This is a genomic window from Serpentinimonas raichei, assembly GCF_000828895.1.
GTDB classification, from domain to species: domain Bacteria; phylum Pseudomonadota; class Gammaproteobacteria; order Burkholderiales; family Burkholderiaceae_C; genus Serpentinimonas; species Serpentinimonas raichei.
In genome coordinates this window covers 1,813,245-1,830,500 of sequence record NZ_AP014568.1, presented here as the reverse complement: position 1 = coordinate 1,830,500, position 17,256 = coordinate 1,813,245, and the positions used below count along the sequence as shown (strand labels likewise).

The window sequence follows — 17,256 nt, the reverse complement described above, 5'->3', positions numbered from 1 at the left end:
TTAAGATGCCCGGATTCACATCAGTCGGAGCTCGAATATGAAGCGTCAGCAGCGTGGGATCAGTTTTTTTGGCATCATTTTGATTGGCATTGTGGTGGCCGCGCTGGGCGTGCTGGCGGCGCGGGTGGCGCCCACGGTGATCGAATACCAGTCGGTTTTGCGCGCCATGCGGCATGCCGCTGAAACTGGCCAGACCCCAGCCGAGGTGCGTACGGCCTTTGAGCGCACGCGCACGGTGGGCTATTTCGATGCCGTGACGGGTGCCGATCTGATCATCACGCGCGACAACGACCGCTTGTTGGTGTCGTTCGCGTACGAGGAAGAAATTCATCTGTTTGGGCCGGCTTATTTGCTGCTCAGATACCAGGGCCGCAGCCACTGATGCGACCTGCCGACGTGGGTGGGGCGGCGCTGGAGCCGCTGCTGGCTTTGCAGGCTCGCATTGGGCATCGTTTTGCCGACTCCGGCTTGCTGCTGCGCGCCCTCACGCACCGCAGCTTTGCCACCGAGCACAACGAGCGGCTGGAGTTGCTGGGCGACTCGGTGCTCAATTTGGCCGTGACCGCCCTGCTGTACCAGCGCCTGGATGGCCACAACGAGGGCGAACTGTCGCGCACGCGCGCCAACTTGGTCAAGCAAGACACGCTGCACCGGCTGGCGCTGGAGCTGGGCTTGCCCGAGCTGCTGCGCTTGGGCGAGGGCGAGGCGCGCTCTGGCGGACGCCAGCGGCCCTCGATTTTGGCCGATGCGCTGGAGGCGCTGCTCGGGGCGGTCTATCTGGACGCCGGTTTTTCCCCCGCCGAGGCGCTGGTGCGCCGCCTGTACGCGGGCACCGACCTGCGCCCGGGCCAGAGTGCACACGGCAAAGACGCCAAAACCGCCTTGCAGGAGTGGTTGCAAGGGCGCAAAATGAAGCTGCCGCTCTACACCGTGGTGGCCACAATGGGCCAAGCGCATGTGCAGACTTTCGAGGTGCAGTGCCAGATCCACGAAACCGGCCAGAGCGCGCGCGGCACAGGCAGTTCGCGCCGCGCCGCCGAACAAGCCGCCGCGGCGCAGATGCTGCAACAACTCCAAAACCATACACCATGACCGCTCGCAAGCCCCCCACTGGCGCCGCACCCGCGCCCCAGAGCCCCGATGAACTCGAGGCCATGCTGGCGCAGGCCTTGGGCAAGCTGCCCACCGGGGCGGCCGCACCAGCCCCTGAGCCACAACCGGGCGCGCAGGAGCGTGGTGCCGCCGAAGAGGGTGTGGCCGAGGGTGCGCCCGAGGGCGCTGCAACAGTCGAGGCGCAGGGTGGTGTGGCAGACCGTGCGCCGACTGGCCGCCCCCACGCCAGCACCTCTATAAGCGCTCCCACAGGGTCGCGCCGCTGCGGGTTGGTGGCCATCGTCGGGCGGCCCAACGTCGGCAAATCGACCCTGCTCAATGCGCTGGTGGGGCAAAAAGTGAGCATCACCTCGGCCAAGGCGCAGACCACGCGGCACCGCATCACCGGCATGCTCACGCAAGGGGCAAGCCAGTTTGTGTTCGTGGATACCCCCGGTTTCCAGACCCGGCACGGCAACGCGCTCAACCGCAGTCTGAATAAAACCGTGCTCGGCACCTTGCCCGAGGTCGATCTGATCGTATTCGTGGTCGAAGCCGGGCGCTTTGGCCCGGCCGATGCGCAGGTGCTGGCGCTGCTGCCGCCCAAAGTACCCACGCTGCTGCTGGCCAACAAGCTCGATGCCGTGCAGAGTCGCGCCGAGCTGGCGCCGTGGCTGTTGCAGATGCAGCAGCGCCACGCTTACGCCGAATACGTGCCGATGTCGGCCAAGAGCCCGCGCGATGTGCAGCGCCTGCTGGGGATCGTGGAAAGATACCTGCCGCAGCAGGACTGGCTGCACGACGCCGACGCCCTGACCGACCGCAGCGAGCGCTTCATGGCGGCCGAAATGGTGCGCGAAAAGCTGTTTCGGCTCACCGGCGACGAGCTGCCCTACACCAGCACGGTGCAAATCGACCAGTTCACGCAAGAGGGCGAATTGCGCCGCATCGCCGCGACCATCGTGGTCGAGCGTGAAGGGCACAAAGGCATGGTGATCGGCGAGGGCGGCGAGAAGCTCAAGCGCATTGGCAGCGAAGCGCGCCAAGATTTGGAAAAACTTTGGGGCGGCAAGGTGTTTTTGCAACTGTGGGTCAAGGTGCGCTCGGGCTGGGCCGACAACGAGGCCCGCGTGCGCTCCTTTGGGTACGAGTAGTGGAGCCAGCCCTCACGCTGCGCCGCTTAGCGGCTTGCTGCCCCCCGAGGGGGAGTGAATTCAGCTTGGGACAGCCCGGCGCTGAATTCCGTCCATGAACAAGCGGGTGCATGAGGAGCCGTCCTTCGTGCTGCACCGCCACGACTGGAGCGAGGCCAGCCTGATCCTGGAGGTGTTTAGCCGCCACCACGGGCGCGTGGCGCTGGTGGCCAAGGGGGTGAAGCGCCCGACTTCGCAATTTCGCTCGGTGCTGCTGGCGCTGTTGCCGCTGCACCTGAGCTGGGGCGGAGCCACCGAGGTGCGCACGCTCAAGGCGGCGCAATGGCAGGGCGGGCAGTTGCTGCCACCGGGCGAGGCCTTGTTGGCGGGCTACTACCTGAACGAATTGCTGCTCAAGCTGCTGGCGCGCGAAGACCCGCACCCGACTCTGTACGACCACTACGCGCAAGCGCTGGCCTTGCTCGCTGCCGGGGCACCGCAGGCGGGGGTGTTGCGCGCCTTCGAGTTGCTGCTGCTGCGCGAACTGGGCTGGTTGCCACCGCTGGATCACGAAGCCGCCAGCTTGCAGCCGTTGCGCGCCGAGGCGCGCTACCAGTTGCAAACGCAGGGCGGCTTGTGCGAGCTGCCCCCCACGGCGGCTGATGGCGATGCGGCCAGCACGGCGGCCTGCAGCGCGCCTTACTGGCTGGCGCTGCACGCGGCCTTGCAGCAGGTGTCGGTCTGGCCCAGCTTGCTGCCGCTGTGCCAGCAAGACCGCAGCGGGGCCTTGCGGCGCCAGTTGCGCGCCGCCTTGCACTACCATAGCGGGGTGCGCGAGTTCCAGACCCGGCGCTGGGCGCAGCAGGTGCAGCGCTTCGTGGGCAGCCGGGCGGTGGCGGTGCCGGTCTGAATCGGCCGCTGCTGTCCACGCCTCAAGCCGAATCCGAATTCGAATCTGTGCTCGACAACCCTTAACCCCATCCCCTTGCCGGCCCCTAGCCCATGCCCCTCGCTGTCGATTTTGCCCCCCGTTGCGCCCTGTCGGTCAATCTCAACAAGGTGGCGCTGCTGCGCAACAGCCGCCATCTGGGTATCCCCAGCGTGTGCCGCGCCGCGCAAGCCTGCCTAGAAGCCGGGGCGCACGGCATCACCGTGCACCCACGGCCTGACGAGCGCCACATCCGCCCCCACGATGTGTTCGAGCTGGCCGAGCTGCTGCAACACTGGCCGCAGCGCGAATACAACATCGAGGGCAACCCCTTTCACAACCTGCTCGAGGTGGCGCGCCAGGTGCGCGCGCGCGGCCTGCCGCTGCACCAGCTCACCTTCGTGCCCGACAGCGTGGGCCAGTTCACCAGCGACCACGGTTGGAGCTTCCCCGCCGACGCCGAGCGGCTGCGCCCGCTGATCGAGCAGGCGCGGGCGCTGGGTGTGCGCGTGAGCCTGTTCATGGACCCCGACCCGGAGCAGATGGCGGCGGCGCGGGCCGTGGGGGCGCAGCGGGTCGAGCTCTACACCGAGCCTTATGCGGCGGCGCATGCCGCTGCTTGCGTATCCGACGCAGCGGCCGGGGCCACCCTGGAGGCACAGTTGCAGCGCTACGCCGCCGCCGCGCAGGCCGCGCACGCCGCCGGGCTGGCAGTGAATGCCGGGCACGACCTAAACCGCGCCAACCTCGGGCCTTTTTTGCGCGCCTTGCCGCCGGTGGCCGAAGTCTCGATCGGCCACGCCCTGATCGCCGATGCGCTCGAACTTGGCTACAGCGCCACGGTGCAGGCCTATCTGGCGGCCATTGCCAGCGGCAGCCAAGACAACCCCGCCCCATGATCTTTGGCATCGGCACCGATGTGTGCGACATCCGGCGCATGCGCGCCGCGCTGCAGCGCCACGGCGAGCGCCTGCCCCAGCGCGTCCTGGGCGCGCAGGAGCTGCCCATCTGGCAGCAGCGCAGCGCACGCAGCCCCGAGCGCGGCCTGCGCTACCTAGCCACGCGCTTTAGCGCCAAGGAAGCCTTCAGCAAAGCCATCGGGCTGGGCTTGCGCCAGCCCATGAGATGGCGCGCTTGCGAAATCCTCAACCTACCCAGCGGCGCACCCACGCTGCACCTGCACGGCAGCCTGCTGCTGTGGTTCGAGACCCGCGGGCTGCGCGCCCACATCAGCCTCAGCGATGAGAGCGACTATGCCGCCAGCTTTGTGGTGGTGGAACAAAACCCATGCAACACGCCCCTTTGATCATCGACGTGGCCGGCACCGGCCTGTGCAAAACCGACAAACTCCGCTTGGCGCACCCGCTGGTGGGCGGCGTCATCTTGTTTGGCCGCAACTGGGAAAACCGCGCCCAGCTCAGCAAGCTGTGCCGCCAGATCAAAAAAGTGCGCCCCGATCTGCTGATCTGCGTCGATCACGAAGGCGGGCGGGTGCAGCGTTTTCGCACCGATGGCTTCACGCACCTGCCGCCCATGCGTGCCCTAGGCCAGATGTGGCTAGACGGGCCAGCGCCGGGGCCGGGTGCGCCAGATCAAGCGCAGCAGGATCAAGCTGCGCCAGGGCCAGCAGGGGCCGGCACAGCAGCCGATCTGCCGGGTGCCGCCGCGCTGGCCGCCTGCCGCGCCGCCACCGCCTGCGGCTACGTGCTGGCGGCCGAGTTGCGCGCCTGCGGGGTGGACTTGAGCTTTGCCCCGGTGCTGGACCTCGATTACGGCGGCAGCGCCGTGATCGGCGACCGCGCTTTTGCGGGCGATGCGCGCATCGTGAGCGTGCTGGCGCAGGCGCTCATGCACGGCCTGCTGCAAGCGGGGATGCGCAACTGCGGCAAACACTTCCCTGGGCACGGCTTTGTGGCGGCCGATTCGCACCTCGAAATCCCGCTCGATGAGCGCAGCCTGGCCGATATTTTGGCCGCCGACGCCGCGCCCTACGGCTGGCTGCAAGCCAGCCTAGACGCCGTCATGCCCGCGCACGTGGTCTATGCACAGATCGACAGCCGCCCGGCTGGCTTTTCGGCGCGCTGGATCGAGGGCATTTTGCGCCAGCATTTGGGTTTTGGCGGTGCCGTGTTCAGCGACGACCTGAGCATGGCCGGGGCGCGCCGCCTCGATGGCCGCGAGCTGGGCTACACCGAAGCCGCGCTGGCGGCGCTGCAAGCCGGTTGCGACCTGGTGCTGCTGTGCAACCAGAGCGCGGTCGAAGGCGGCGAGCCCATCGACGCCTTGATCGACGGCCTGAGCCAAGCCCAGCTCGAAGGCCGCTGGCAACCGAGCGAACTGAGCGAGCAGCGCCGCCTCGATCTGCTGCCTGCTGCCGCCGCGCCCGATTGGGACGATCTGATGCGCAGCCCGCGCTATATGCAGGCGCTGGCCTTGCTGCCCTAGCTGCTCAGCACCGCGTCCGCGCTCTGGCGCTGCAGCATGGCCAGCACGTTGGCCACGGTGGGGCGCAGCTCGCGCCGGTCGCAGATCATGTCCAGCGCGCCCTTGCCGAGCAAAAATTCGGCGCGCTGAAAGCCCTCCGGCAGCTTGACGCGCACCGTGCTTTCGATCACGCGCGGCCCGGCAAAGCCGATCAGCGCCTTGGGTTCGGCGATCACCACATCGCCGACGAAGGCAAAACCGGCGCTCACCCCGCCCATGGTCGGGTCGGTCAGCACGCTGATATAGGGCAGGCCCTTTTTGGCCAGCCGCGTCAGGGCGGCGTTGGTCTTGGCCATCTGCATCAGGCTCAGCAGCCCCTCTTGCATGCGCGCCCCGCCGGTGGCGGTGAAGCAGAGGAAGGGGACTTTTTGCTCGATCGCCGCCTCCACGCCGCGCACGAAGCGCTCGCCCACGACCGAGCCCATCGAGCCGCCCATGAATTCGAACTCGAAGCAGGCCGCGACCAGATCGATGCCCTGCACCGAGCCGCCGATCACGATCAGGGCATCGGTCTCGTCGGTGTTCTCTAGCGCCTCCTTGAGCCGATCGGGGTATTTGCGGCTGTCCTTGAACTTGAGCGCATCGACCGGCAGCACCTCCTGGCCGATTTCGTAGCGCCCTTCGGCGTCCAGAAAGGCGTTCAGGCGCGCCCGGGCGCCGATGCGGTGGTGGTGCGCGCAGTGCGGGCAGACGTTTAGGTTTTTTTCCAGGTCGCTCTTGTAGAGCACGGCCTCGCAACTGGGGCACTTGAGCCACAGCCCCTCGGGCATGCTGCGGCGCTCGGCCGGGTCGGCGCGTTTGATTTTGGGCGGGAGCAGTTTTTCTAGCCAGGACATGCGGACTTTCCTTGCTGGGTGGAGGCAAACAACGGCGCTGATTATCCCCGATTGCCCTCCATGCCATCCAGCGCCAGCCGCAGCTCGGCCATGAAGGCGCGCGCCACGGCCTCGGCCTGCCCGGGTGCGGCGGCGTCGAGCAACTGGATCAGGCGGGTGCCGATCACCACGGCGTCGGCGCTGCGGCCCACGGCGCAGGCGCTGGCGGCGTCGCGGATGCCAAAGCCCACGCCCACGGGGATGTGCACGTGGCGCCGGATGCGCGGCAGCATGGCCTCTACGGCGGCGGTGTCGAGGTGCCCGGCCCCGGTCACGCCCTTGAGCGAGACGTAATACACGTAGCCGCTGGCCACGCGCCCGACTTCGGCCATGCGCGCCTCGCTGCTGGTGGGGGCCAGCAAAAAGATCAGGTCCAGCCCCTGGGCTTTGAGGGCGGCGGCAAAATCCTGGCATTCCTCGGGCGGGTAATCCACGATCAGCACCCCATCGACCCCGGCGGCAGCGGCGTCGCGCGCGAAGGCCCCGGCGCCGTGCTTGATCTGGTAGCGCTCGACCGGGTTCGCGTAGCCCATCAGCACCACGGGGGTGTGGGGGTCGTGGGCGCGAAAGGCGCGCACCATGGCCAGCACCTGCGCCAGCCCGACGCCGGCGCGCAGCGCGCGTTCACCGGCTTGCTGGATCACCGGGCCGTCGGCCATGGGGTCGGAAAAGGGCACCCCGAGTTCGATGATGTCGGCGCCGCCCTGCACCAGCGCGTGCATCAGCGCCGGGGTGCAGTCGGCCTGCGGAAAACCCGCCGTCAGGTAGGGGATGAGCGCTTTGCGGCGCTGCGCTTGCAGGCGCTGGAAAGTGGCCGGGATGCGGCTCATTGGGATGCGGCTCATTGAGGTGCGGCTCATACGGTCACTCCCGCCAGTTCGGCCACGGTGCCGAGGTCTTTGTCGCCCCGGCCCGAGAGGTTGACCAAAATCGATTGATCCGGGCGCAGGGTGGGGGCGAGCTCGAAGGCGTAGGCCAGCGCGTGGCTGGATTCGAGCGCCGGGATGATGCCCTCGCGGCGGCACAGGCGGTGAAAGGCGGCCAGCGCCTGCTCGTCGGTGATGCCCACGTATTCGGCGCGGCCGCTGTCTTTGAGCCAGGCGTGCTCGGGCCCGACGCCGGGGTAGTCCAGCCCGGCGCTGACGCTGTGGGTTTCGACGATCTGGCCGTCATTGTCTTGCAGCACGTAGGTGCGGTTGCCGTGCAGCACGCCGGGCAGCCCCTTTTGCAGCGAGGCGGCGTGGCGGCCGCTTTCCAGCCCGGCCCCGGCGGCCTCGACACCGATCAGGCGCGTGCGCGGGTGGTCTAGGTAGGGGTGAAAAATCCCCATCGCATTGCTGCCGCCGCCGACGCAGGCCAGCACCACATCGGGCTGCAATTCGGCCCCGTTGCCGGGCAGGCCGAGTTCGGCCAGCAGGGCGGGCATTTGTTGCAGGCATTCCTCGCCGATGACGCGCTGGAAATCGCGCACCATCATCGGGTAGGGGTGCGGCCCGGCGACGGTGCCGATGATGTAGAAGGTGTGCTCGACGTTCGTGACCCAGTCGCGCATGGCTTCGTTGAGCGCGTCTTTGAGGGTCTGGCTGCCCGAAGTCACCGGCACCACGGTGGCACCGAGCAGCTTCATGCGATAGACGTTGGGCAACTGGCGCTTGAGGTCTTCGGCACCCATGTAAATCACGCATTCGAGCCCGTAGCGGGCGCAGATGGTGGCGGTGGCCACACCGTGCTGGCCGGCCCCGGTTTCGGCGATGATGCGCGGCTTGCCCATGCGCCGCGCCAGCATGGCCTGGCCGATCACGTTGTTGATCTTGTGCGCGCCGGTGTGGTTGAGGTCTTCGCGCTTGAGGAAGATCTGCGCCCCGCCCAGTTCGCGGCTGCTGCGCGCGGCGTGGTAGATGGGCGAGGGGCGGCCGACGAAGTGCGCCAGCTCGTAGTGGAATTCGCGCAGGAATTCGGGGTCGTTCTGATAGCGGGCGTAGGCGGCGCGCAGTTCGGCCAAGGCGTGCGTGAGCGTTTCGCTGACAAAGCTGCCGCCGTAGGGGCCGAAGTGGCCGCTGGGGTCGGGCTGCTGGTACAGGGGTGGGGCGGTGGACATGGTGCTTCGGTGTGTAGGGGCGGGTCGGCCTCGGAGTGGGCCGGCCGGGGCGGGATCAGGCAGGTCGGGGTCAGGTTGGGGCCGCATCGGCCAGGCGCACGGCGGCGATGAAGCGCTCGATCCGTTCGGGACATTTGATGCCGCGGGCGGCTTCCACGCCCGAACTCACATCAACCGCCCACGGCCGCAGCAGGCGCACGCCATCGGCCACGTTTGCAGGTGTGAGCCCACCAGACAAAACGAGGCGAGAGCTGGCGTTTAGTGCGGGGTGTGACCAATTGAAGGCTGTCCAGTCGAAGGCGTGGCCGGCGCCGCCGTAGCCCGGTACCTGGGCATCGAGCAGCAGCGCTTGCGCGCCGGCGTGTTGCTGCGCGTATTCTAGGAGATCGAAGCGCGCCGCGTCGGGGCCCAGCGGAATGCGCGCAGCGCGCAGATAGGGCCGGCCTTGGGCCAGCGCCTGGCACTGGGCGGGCGACTCGTCGCCATGAAACTGCAACAGCGCCTGCGGCACCGCGTCCAGCCCCGCCTGCACCTCGGCCGCGCTCGGGTTCACGAATAGCAGCACCGGGGTAACGAAGGGCGGCAACAAGCGCGCCAGCTCGCCCGTCTGCGCAGCGCTGAGGGCGCGCGCGCTGGGCGGGTAGAGCACAAAGCCCACGGCGTCGGCCCCGGCGGCCACGGCGCAGTGCAGGTCGGCAGGGCGCGTCAGGCCACAGATTTTGATGCGGGTGCGGTGGGGCATGGCGGGGGAGTGATTTGAGGTGATCTAGGGCAGCCAGTCCAGCCCCGGCACCTGGCTCGGCAGGCCCCAGTGTGGGGCATAGACCGGGCCGATGAAGTACAGCCCATCGGGGGCGAAGGTGGGGGCGGCGACGGCGCGGCTGCGCGCCGCCAGCACGGCGGCGATCCAATCCGGCGGGTGCAGGCCTTGGCCAACGGCCAGCAGGCAGCCCATGAGGTTGCGCACCATGTGGTGCAAAAAGGCGTCGGCCTCGAACTCGAAGCACCAGTAGGCCCCGTGGCGGGAAATATCGAGCCGGCGCAGGTGTTTGACCGGGCTGAGCGCCTGGCAACTGGAGGCTCTAAAGCTCGTGAAGTCGTGCCGGCCCAGCAGCTGCGCCGCCGCCGCTTGCAAGGCGGGCAGCGCCAGCGGCCTGAAGACCCAGCCGACGCGGCCGTGTTCTAGGCTGGGGCGCACGGCGGATTCGAGCAGCACGTAGACGTAGCGGCGCGCCAGCGCGCTGGCGCGGGCGTGGAAGGCATCGGGCACCGGCTGCGCCCACTGGATGGCGATGTCGGGCGGCAGGTAGCGGTTGCAGCCGCGCACCCAAGCGTGCAGCGGGCGCTCGATCGGGGTGTCGAAATGCACCACCTGCATCAGGGCGTGGACTCCGGCGTCGGTGCGGCCCGCGCACAGGGTGCTCACCGCCGGGGTGGCGGTGAAGGCGGCCAGCGCCGCCTGCAGGCGGTCTTGCACCGTCTGGCCGCCGGTTTGGCTTTGCCAGCCTTGGTAGGCGCTGCCGCAGTAGCTGATGCCGAGCGCGAGGCGCAAAGTGCGTGGGCCTTCTGCGGGGGTTGAATTCAGCCCAAGCGCGCCAAGAAAGCCCGCGCCTGCTCTTGCAGCGCCCCGGTGGCTTCTTGCTCGACTTCTTGCGCCAGCGAGCGCGCCCCGTCGGTGTCACCGATGGCGTCGAACTCCTGGGCCAGCGACAGCTTGGTCTCCAGCGGGTCGGCCCCTTGTGTATCGAGGTCGAGATCGAGGTCGAGTGACAAATCTTTCAGGCTGGCAGGGAGTTGATCGGCAGCCGCTGCATGCTCGGGAGCGGGTGCAGGGGGTGCGGTTGGCTGCTTGGGCGCGGGGGCATCGAACTCGCTCAGGTCGAGATCGAAGTCAAGCTCATGGGACGCCGGGGAATCAGCGGGACGCTGAAGCGCTGTCCCGCTGGTTGCCGCCGTTGGGGTGGACGCAGATGCGGGGGCGGGTTCGAGGTCGAAATCGAAATCGATGGTTTGCTCGGGTTGGGTGGTGGGTTTGCGCTGGCCCATCAGCAGGGCATCCAACTCGTCGTCCGCGGCAGAGGCCGCTGGCGGCGCTGCGGGAGCAGGATCGGCGCTCTGGTCGGCCGCCGGTGTGGGTGTGGATGCCGGTTGATCGAAATCCAGATTGATGTCGGGTGACACCGAGCTGACCGAGTCCGCCGCGGCGACGGAGGGAATCCACTGGTACAGGGGGTTGTCGGGGTCGAGCAACTGACCCGCTTCGCGTGCCTGATCCCAGGCGTCGCCCGTGCCGCCACTGACCAGATGCAGCACCTTGGCAGCGTCGTTGAAGGCTGCCACGTCACGCCGCTGACCGTAGATTTCCAGCAGCTTGAGGTGCACGGGTTGGCGCTCGGGGTGCAGGCGGATGGCTTCGAGCAAGATGTCTTCGGCTTGCTTGTCGCGGCCGTAGGCCAGGTACACCTCGGCTTCGGCCACCGGATCGACGTCTCCGCCGGCGTCGAGCTGGCTGGGCGAATACATCATCGAAGAGGCCGGGGCCTCGGTGTTGGGGTAGCTCGAGGGGTGGTGCTCTGCGCCCAGAGCTTGCGGATCGTCCCGGTCGTCCAAGGTGCCCCGTTCTTGTTGGCGCCGGCTGCGCATGCGTGCGGCCAGCAAGCCCAGCAGCAGCAGGGCAGCCGCCCCACCGGCTGCGGGCAGCGCCAGTGGGTGGGTGGTGAGGGTCTGCACCAAACCGGGTGCAGCGGCTTCTGTCATTGGGGGCGTTGGCGGGGCAGGCGGCCCGGCTGCCGGTGCAGGGGGGGGCGGCGGTGCGACTGCGGCCGCCACTTCGACGGTCGGCGCAGTGGGCGGGGCGGTGGTTTCAGGTGCAGCTGCAAGCGGAGCTTCGGTGGCTGCCGGGGCCGTGGTGGCAGCGGCTGGAGCGGGTGCGGTGGCAGCGGCCAGCGCAGCTTGGCGCAGGCGCTCGAGCTCTTGCAGGTTGCGCTCCAGCTCGGCGGCTTGCTGCTGCTCGGCCTGCTGTTGCCGCGCTTGGGCCAATTGGTCGGCCGCGGTGCCGGGCAGGGCGCCGCGCTCCAGCGTCAAGCGGTCTTGCGCCGTGGCGGCTGGGCGGGGGTCGGTGACTTCGGCTTGCACCGCACCGGCTGCGGCACGGGTGGCTTCGGGCGCCACTTGGGCCGGGGCCAATGCCGCCAAGCGACGCCGGAATTCGTTGAAGTCGCGGCTGTGGGCTTGCACGATGCGCCGTGCCTCGGGGGCCGGGGTGGCGCCGGCGGCTTGGATGTCGGGCAACTCCAGCACGACTCCGGCACGCAGCCGGTTGACGTTGGCGCCCATGAAGGCGTCGGGGTTGGCTTGCAGCAGCGCCACCAGCATCTGGTCGAGTGAGACCCCAGCCGGCAGGTGGGCCTGCGCGATGCGGCCTGCGGTATCGCCGCGACGCACCGTGACAGAGGCGGGTGCGGGTGCGGCGGGTGCTGGCACAGGCGCGGCGGCTGGTGGCTCTTGAGCGGGTGGGGGTGTGGGTGCGGCGGCCACGCGTGGCGCTGTGGCGGCGGGAGGAGTTGGAGGCAGTGGCACCGCCGGGCGCACCAGCGTCACAGTGGGCGCAGGAGTCGGAGGCGCAACCACGGCAGCAACGGCAGCAACGGGCGGCAGCGGTTCGGCGGCAGGACGCAAGTTGGGTGGGTCGAACAACAGCGTGTAGCCACGCAGCAACTGCCCGTTGGCCCAATTGGCTTGCACCAGCAAGTCGAGGAAGGGTTCGGTGATGGCGGCGTTGCTGCTCAGGCGCAACACACTGCGTCCGTCGGGCAGCACGACCAGTCGAAACTGCACGTCGTTGAGGGCCGGGTTGAAGCTCATGTTGAGCGCCTGAAACCGCTCTGGCGCCGCCACACTGGCCTGCAAGGTGGCGGCATCTTGTGCCGAGAGTTGGGGTAAGTCGATTTCAGCGCGCAGTGGTTGACCCAGTTGCGACTGCACCGTCACCCGCCCCAGCGCCACGGCCCACGCCTGACTCGCTGACACCGAGAGGGCGGCCGCTATCGCCACCGCGCTCGCCACCGAACCCCAGCGCAGCCGGGGGTTGGCGTGGGATGGCCTGTTGGCGGCTGCGGCTACAGGTCCCATGGGGTGCAATTTTGAAGAGTAATAGGGCACAAACACCTCTGATATTTGCAAAGCTATTTGACCATAACATCAACTGCTTGCATTGACAAGTTCAGATTCAGCCTGAATCAAAACGGATGCCCAGTTGCGGTCAAAAGACGGGATCATCGTTGCAGGGGTGCAACAAATACCCTGTCATTCGTCCGCCACTATACCCTCAAGCCGCCAGCAGAATGCGCAACATGCGCCGCAGCGGCTCGGCCGCGCCCCACAGCAGTTGGTCGCCGATCACAAACGCCGACAAATACTGTGGCCCCATGTTGAGCTTGCGCACCCGGCCCACGCCCACCTGCAAGCCGCCGGTGATGGCCGCTGGCGTGAGCTCGGCCACGCTGGCCGGGCGCTCGTTGGGAACCCATTTGACCCAGGGGTTGCCGCCCCGAATCAGGGCTTCGATTTCGGCCAGCGGCAGGTCATGCTTGAGTTTGAGCGTGAGGGCCAGGCTGTGGCAGCGCATGGCGCCGATGCGCACGCACAGGCCATCGACCGGGATGGTCTGGGCCGTGCCCAGGATTTTGTTGACCTCAGCCTGGCCTTTCCATTCTTCTTTGGACTGGCCGTTGTCGAGCTGCGCGTCGATCCACGGGATCAGGCCGCCGGCCAGCGGGGCGCCGAAGTATTCGCGCGGCACATCATCTCGGATGGCCTGCGCCACTTTGCGGTCGATGTCCAGGATGGCGCTGGCTGGGTTGGCCAAGTCGGCGGCCACGGCGGCGTGGCACACGCCCATGCCTTGCAGCAGTTCGCGCATGTGGTTGGCGCCGCCGCCCGAGGCCGCTTGGTAGGTCATCGAGCTGACCCACTCCACCAGATCGGCGCGGAACAAGCCGCACAGGCCCATGAGCAAAATCGAGTTGGTGCAGTTGCCGCCGATCCAGTCGCGCCCGCCGGCAGCCAAGCGCTGGCGGATCAGGCCCTCGTTGACCGGGTCGAGCACGATCACGGCCTCGGGTTCCATGCGCAGCGCCGAGGCGGCGTCGATCCAGTGCCCGCGCCAGCCGCTGGCGCGCAGCTGTGGGTATACGGCTTTGGTGTAGTCGCCGCCCTGGCAGGTGATGATGATGTCGCAGCGCGCCAAGGCCGCCACGTCGTTGGCGTCTTGCAGCGTGCGCTGGCTTTGGGCTTGTGCCGGGGCAGCGCCGCCGGCGTTGGAGGTGGAAAAGAACACCGGGTCGATGTGCGCGAAGTCGCCCTCGGCCGTCATGCGATCCATCAACACCGAGCCGACCATGCCGCGCCAGCCCACCAGACCTACCAACTTGCTCATGACGAACGCCCTTTCAGGTTGCAGAAATACGGATCCAGACCCCGGGTACCGTCCTGCCCGGCTCGTCTGGCCGGGTGGGGGCGCGCGACGAACCGGGCTGGGGTTTAGCCGGTCGTGGCTTTAACGATTGCGCGCCCCCACACCCGTGCCGGAGTGGCGGTGGTGTGGTTCGAGGTGAACGATTGGGCGGCAAACATGGTCGTACATTCTAGCCGATGGCGACCGCTGCGGTGCTCTGCGGCCTTGACAGCGCAGTTTGCGCTGCGCCACAGCGCCCGCGGGTTTTGATGGCCTCTTTCGTCTGGAGCAAAACTGCCATGTGGTACCAAATCGCGGCCGAAGCGGTCATGAGCGTCCACCTGCTCTACATTGTTTTTTCGGTGTTCGGGGCCGTGCTGGCGCTGTGGTGGCGCTGGGTGCCGTGGCTGCAACTGCCGTGCGCGGCTTGGGCCTTTTTTGTCATGATCGCCGGGGCGCCGTGCCCGCTCACCGACATCGAAAACCATTTTCGGCTCCAGGCTGGCCAGGCCGGCATGGCGCCGGGCGGCTTCATCGAGCACTACTTGCTGGCCGTGATCTACCCCGCAGGCCTGACGCGCGAGCTGCAATACCTGCTCGGGGCGCTGGTGCTGGGGTTCAACGGCGTGATTTATGCGTGGGTCTGGAGGCGCTGGCGCCGCCGTCCCCCGGGGGGTGCAATTAGGGCGTAGCGCCGCCGCTGGGCGGCTGGGAGGCGGCACCGGCGCCCGTGGGCGCGACCACTGGCGCGGGCGGCTCGCCCGGCCAAGTGCGCGTGATGCGTTGAAAAAACATGCTGTTGGGAAACTTCAGGGTCGAGCCCGAGCCGTCGGCGCTGTGTTCCTGCACCGTGGTGTAGATCAGATTGATGTCGATCACTTGGCCCCTGAGCCCAGCGGTTTGGCCGTTTTCCACGACTTCGATGTGGTCGTGCAAGCGCACGATGCCGGTAACAAAGATCAAAAAACTGCAAAAAATGTTGGACAGCACGCTCCAGGCGGCAAAAAAGGCCACCGCCGCCACGGCCGCAAAGCCGGTGAACGCGGTCCAGAGCACGGTGGCCGAAACCCCCAGGCGGTCGAGCACCAGCAACATGGCGGCACCGTAGATCACGATCTTGCCCGCGAGCAAGACGACAAACGTAAACTCGGGTGGCAGCCCATGGCGCGTGCTGGTACGCCGCACCAAGCGCCCAAACAGGGCGCGCAGCAGCCACGCACCCAAGATGAGCAGGGTGATCTGCGCACCGAGCACGATGCTGGACACCCAAGGGTACAGCCACTGCGGCAGCATTTGCATAGAGACTAACACCGGTGGAGCTGGCTGGAATTAGGGAGCTTGGATCAGCCCAGCGCCGCCCGCACCGCCGCGCCCATCTGCGCCGTACCGACGCGGGTGCAGCCGGGGGCCATGATGTCGGGCGTGCGCAGGCCTTGCTCGAGCACGGTTTTCACTGCGGCCTCGATGCGCGCCGCCGCCTCGGGCTGGCCGAGCGAGAAGCGCAGCATCATGGCCGCGCTCAAAATCGTGGCCAGCGGGTTGGCCACGCCTTGCCCGGCGATGTCGGGCGCGCTGCCGTGGCTGGGCTCGTACAGGCCCTGGCCGTGCTCGTTCAGGCTTGCCGAGGGCAGCATGCCGATCGAGCCGGTGAGCATCGAGGCCTCGTCGGACAAAATGTCGCCAAACATATTTCCGGTGACGATCACGTCAAAAGCCTTGGGGCGCTTGACCAACTGCATCGCGGCGTTATCGACATACATGTGCTCCAGCGCCACGTCGGGGTACTGGGCGTGCACTGCGCTCACCACGTCTTTCCAGAACTGGAAGGTCTCGAGCACGTTGGCCTTGTCCACGCTGGTGACCTTGTTGTTGCGCTGGCGCGCGGCCTTGAAGGCCACGTGGGCAATGCGCTCGATCTCGGGCCGGCTGTAGCGCATGGTGTCGAAGGCTTCTTCGCTGCCGGCAAAGGGGCCGTCTGGGGCGCTGCGGCGGCCGCGCGGTTGGCCGAAGTAGATGTCGCCGGTGAGCTCGCGGATGATCAGGATGTCGAGCCCGGCCACCAGCTCGGGTTTGAGGCTGGAGGAGTCGACCAGCTGCGGGTAGCAGATGGCGGGGCGGAAGTTGGCAAACAGCCCCAGGTGCTTGCGCAGCCCCAAAATGGCTTGCTCGGGCCGCAGGTGGCGCTCGAGCCGGTCGTATTTCCAGTCGCCCACGGCGCCGAACAGCACCGCGTCGGCCTGCTGCGCCAGCTTGAGCGTGGCCTCGGGCAGCGGGTGGCCGTGCGCCTCGTAGGCGGCACCGCCCACCGCGGCGTGCTCGAACTCGAACGGCAAACCCAGAGCCTGCAACACGCTGAGCGCTTGGGCGACGATTTCGGTGCCGATGCCGTCACCGGGGAGGACTGCGATTTTCATGGGGTGTGAGCTGGAAGGCGTGAGGCCCGGGCGTGGGCGCTGGGTGGGTCGAGTAAGGCGGTCGGGGCCAAAGGGCGGCGGCGCGGGTCAGCCGATCGGGTTGCAGGTGCTGGCCTCAGCCCAGCCAAGTGCGCGCCAGCCACGGTTTGGCCGCCAAGCGCTGGACCTCGAAGGTGCGGATGGTGTCGGCGTGGCGCAGCGTCAGGCCGATGTCGTCTAGGCCGTTGAGCAGACAGTGCTTGCGAAAGGGGTTGACCTCGAAGGCGATCTCTTCGCCTTGCGGCAGCACGATGCACTGGCGCGGCAGGTCGATGGTCAGGCGGTAGCCGGCAAAGGCGTGCACGGCGTCGAACAAACTGGCCACGGTGGCTTCGGGCAGCACGATCGGCAGCAGACCGTTTTTGAAGCAGTTGTTGAAGAAGATGTCGGCAAAGCTGGGCGCGATCAGGGCCCGAAAACCGTACTGCTCGATCGCCCAGGGCGCGTGCTCGCGGCTGGAGCCACAGCCAAAGTTTTTGCGCGCCAGCAAAATCGACGCCCCGGCGTAGCGCGGCTGGTTCAGCACGAAGTCGGGGTTGGGGCGCCGGCTGGCCGGGTCTTGCCCCGGCTGGCCGACGTCGAGGTAGCGCCACTCGTCGAACAGATTCGGGCCAAAGCCGGTCTTGCGGATGGATTTGAGGAACTGCTTGGGGATGATGGCGTCGGTATCGACGTTTTCGCGGTCGATCGGGGCCACCAGGCCCTGGTGTATGGTGAGGGCTTGCATCGGGGGCGTAA

Annotated in this window: 18 protein-coding genes; 8 read left to right on the top strand and 10 right to left on the bottom strand. The window is 67.8% G+C overall.

Going from position 1 to position 17,256, the window contains the following annotated elements; genetic code table 11:
• Positions 1-37 precede the first annotated feature (37 nt).
• The 7 genes from SRAA_RS08560 to nagZ all read left to right on the top strand — a co-directional run bounded on the left by SRAA_RS08560 (position 38) and on the right by nagZ (position 5,598).
• On the top strand, positions 38-382 hold the full coding sequence (locus SRAA_RS08560; protein WP_045532124.1) for a DUF4845 domain-containing protein: 345 nt from the start codon (positions 38-40) through the stop codon (positions 380-382).
• Entirely contained in the window at positions 382-1,092 is a 711-nt protein-coding gene (gene rnc, locus SRAA_RS08555; RefSeq protein WP_045532122.1) for a ribonuclease III, read from the top strand. Before SRAA_RS08560 ends, rnc begins: the two co-directional genes overlap by 1 nt.
• On the top strand, positions 1,089-2,246 hold the full coding sequence (gene era, locus SRAA_RS08550) for a GTPase Era (protein ID WP_231849277.1): 1,158 nt from the start codon (positions 1,089-1,091) through the stop codon (positions 2,244-2,246). The genes rnc and era overlap by 4 nt, the downstream gene beginning before the upstream one ends.
• A 94-nt stretch (positions 2,247-2,340) precedes the next feature.
• On the top strand, positions 2,341-3,135 hold the full coding sequence (gene recO / locus SRAA_RS08545; protein WP_045532120.1) for a DNA repair protein RecO: 795 nt from the start codon (positions 2,341-2,343) through the stop codon (positions 3,133-3,135).
• A 92-nt stretch (positions 3,136-3,227) separates the two neighbouring features.
• Complete coding sequence (locus tag SRAA_RS08540; RefSeq protein WP_045532119.1) at positions 3,228-4,052, top strand: pyridoxine 5'-phosphate synthase; 825 nt, start codon at positions 3,228-3,230, stop codon at positions 4,050-4,052.
• Positions 4,049-4,459 carry a holo-ACP synthase gene (gene acpS / locus SRAA_RS08535; RefSeq protein ID WP_045532118.1) on the top strand — a complete coding sequence of 137 codons (411 nt, stop codon included), beginning with the start codon at positions 4,049-4,051 and terminating at the stop codon, positions 4,457-4,459. The genes SRAA_RS08540 and acpS overlap by 4 nt, the downstream gene beginning before the upstream one ends.
• Positions 4,441-5,598 carry a beta-N-acetylhexosaminidase gene (nagZ, locus tag SRAA_RS08530; protein ID WP_045532116.1) on the top strand — a complete coding sequence of 386 codons (1,158 nt, stop codon included), beginning with the start codon at positions 4,441-4,443 and terminating at the stop codon, positions 5,596-5,598. Before acpS ends, nagZ begins: the two co-directional genes overlap by 19 nt.
• On the opposite strand, the gene accD is transcribed toward nagZ, so the two are convergent.
• From accD to asd, 7 genes are all read right to left on the bottom strand, one after another.
• Positions 5,595-6,473, bottom strand: a complete 879-nt coding sequence (gene accD / locus SRAA_RS08525; protein WP_045532114.1) for an acetyl-CoA carboxylase, carboxyltransferase subunit beta — start codon at positions 6,471-6,473, stop codon at positions 5,595-5,597. The genes nagZ and accD overlap by 4 nt on opposite strands.
• Positions 6,474-6,514: 41 nt before the next feature.
• Complete coding sequence (gene trpA, locus SRAA_RS08520; protein ID WP_045532112.1) at positions 6,515-7,342, bottom strand: tryptophan synthase subunit alpha; 828 nt, start codon at positions 7,340-7,342, stop codon at positions 6,515-6,517.
• 26 nt (positions 7,343-7,368) lie between these two features.
• The gene (gene trpB / locus SRAA_RS08515) at positions 7,369-8,610 is read right to left on the bottom strand and encodes a tryptophan synthase subunit beta (protein ID WP_045532110.1); all 1,242 of its coding nucleotides are present in this window, start codon (positions 8,608-8,610) and stop codon (positions 7,369-7,371) included.
• A gap of 70 nt (positions 8,611-8,680) precedes the next feature.
• Complete coding sequence (locus tag SRAA_RS08510) at positions 8,681-9,352, bottom strand: phosphoribosylanthranilate isomerase (protein ID WP_045532108.1); 672 nt, start codon at positions 9,350-9,352, stop codon at positions 8,681-8,683.
• Between the two features lie 24 nt (positions 9,353-9,376).
• The gene (gene truA / locus SRAA_RS08505; protein WP_045532106.1) at positions 9,377-10,162 is read right to left on the bottom strand and encodes a tRNA pseudouridine(38-40) synthase TruA; all 786 of its coding nucleotides are present in this window, start codon (positions 10,160-10,162) and stop codon (positions 9,377-9,379) included.
• Between the two features lie 29 nt (positions 10,163-10,191).
• The gene (locus SRAA_RS08500) at positions 10,192-12,741 is read right to left on the bottom strand and encodes a FimV/HubP family polar landmark protein (protein ID WP_045532104.1); all 2,550 of its coding nucleotides are present in this window, start codon (positions 12,739-12,741) and stop codon (positions 10,192-10,194) included.
• Positions 12,742-12,937: 196 nt separating this feature from the next.
• Entirely contained in the window at positions 12,938-14,047 is a 1,110-nt protein-coding gene (gene asd / locus SRAA_RS08495) for an aspartate-semialdehyde dehydrogenase (RefSeq protein WP_045532102.1), read from the bottom strand.
• A 317-nt stretch (positions 14,048-14,364) separates the two neighbouring features.
• Between asd and SRAA_RS08490 the strand changes: the two genes are divergently transcribed.
• Positions 14,365-14,757: a DUF2784 domain-containing protein gene (locus SRAA_RS08490; protein WP_045533579.1), complete on the top strand. Its 393-nt coding sequence runs from the start codon at positions 14,365-14,367 to the stop codon at positions 14,755-14,757.
• On the opposite strand, the gene SRAA_RS08485 is transcribed toward SRAA_RS08490, so the two are convergent.
• From SRAA_RS08485 to leuD, 3 genes are all read right to left on the bottom strand, one after another.
• The gene (locus SRAA_RS08485) at positions 14,747-15,364 is read right to left on the bottom strand and encodes a mechanosensitive ion channel family protein (RefSeq protein ID WP_045532100.1); all 618 of its coding nucleotides are present in this window, start codon (positions 15,362-15,364) and stop codon (positions 14,747-14,749) included. The two genes, SRAA_RS08490 and SRAA_RS08485, sit on opposite strands and share 11 nt — an antisense overlap.
• A gap of 44 nt (positions 15,365-15,408) precedes the next feature.
• A complete protein-coding gene (leuB, locus tag SRAA_RS08480; RefSeq protein WP_045532098.1) occupies positions 15,409-16,479 on the bottom strand; it encodes a 3-isopropylmalate dehydrogenase in 1,071 nt (356 codons plus the stop codon).
• A 115-nt stretch (positions 16,480-16,594) separates the two neighbouring features.
• Positions 16,595-17,245, bottom strand: a complete 651-nt coding sequence (leuD, locus tag SRAA_RS08475) for a 3-isopropylmalate dehydratase small subunit (protein WP_045532096.1) — start codon at positions 17,243-17,245, stop codon at positions 16,595-16,597.
• Positions 17,246-17,256 lie beyond the last annotated feature (11 nt).

Coding starts and splice junctions, on each gene's coding strand:
- SRAA_RS08560 (WP_045532124.1), top strand. CDS start 38: ATGAAGCGTCAGCAGCGTGGGATCAGTTTTTTTGGCATCATTTTGATT.
- rnc (WP_045532122.1), top strand. CDS start 382: ATGCGACCTGCCGACGTGGGTGGGGCGGCGCTGGAGCCGCTGCTGGCT.
- era (WP_231849277.1), top strand. CDS start 1,089: ATGACCGCTCGCAAGCCCCCCACTGGCGCCGCACCCGCGCCCCAGAGC.
- recO (WP_045532120.1), top strand. CDS start 2,341: ATGAACAAGCGGGTGCATGAGGAGCCGTCCTTCGTGCTGCACCGCCAC.
- SRAA_RS08540 (WP_045532119.1), top strand. CDS start 3,228: ATGCCCCTCGCTGTCGATTTTGCCCCCCGTTGCGCCCTGTCGGTCAAT.
- acpS (WP_045532118.1), top strand. CDS start 4,049: ATGATCTTTGGCATCGGCACCGATGTGTGCGACATCCGGCGCATGCGC.
- nagZ (WP_045532116.1), top strand. CDS start 4,441: ATGCAACACGCCCCTTTGATCATCGACGTGGCCGGCACCGGCCTGTGC.
- accD (WP_045532114.1), bottom strand. CDS start 6,473: ATGTCCTGGCTAGAAAAACTGCTCCCGCCCAAAATCAAACGCGCCGAC.
- trpA (WP_045532112.1), bottom strand. CDS start 7,342: ATGAGCCGCATCCCGGCCACTTTCCAGCGCCTGCAAGCGCAGCGCCGC.
- trpB (WP_045532110.1), bottom strand. CDS start 8,610: ATGTCCACCGCCCCACCCCTGTACCAGCAGCCCGACCCCAGCGGCCAC.
- SRAA_RS08510 (WP_045532108.1), bottom strand. CDS start 9,352: ATGCCCCACCGCACCCGCATCAAAATCTGTGGCCTGACGCGCCCTGCC.
- SRAA_RS08500 (WP_045532104.1), bottom strand. CDS start 12,741: ATGGGACCTGTAGCCGCAGCCGCCAACAGGCCATCCCACGCCAACCCC.
- asd (WP_045532102.1), bottom strand. CDS start 14,047: ATGAGCAAGTTGGTAGGTCTGGTGGGCTGGCGCGGCATGGTCGGCTCG.
- SRAA_RS08490 (WP_045533579.1), top strand. CDS start 14,365: ATGTGGTACCAAATCGCGGCCGAAGCGGTCATGAGCGTCCACCTGCTC.
- SRAA_RS08485 (WP_045532100.1), bottom strand. CDS start 15,364: ATGCAAATGCTGCCGCAGTGGCTGTACCCTTGGGTGTCCAGCATCGTG.
- leuB (WP_045532098.1), bottom strand. CDS start 16,479: ATGAAAATCGCAGTCCTCCCCGGTGACGGCATCGGCACCGAAATCGTC.
- leuD (WP_045532096.1), bottom strand. CDS start 17,245: ATGCAAGCCCTCACCATACACCAGGGCCTGGTGGCCCCGATCGACCGC.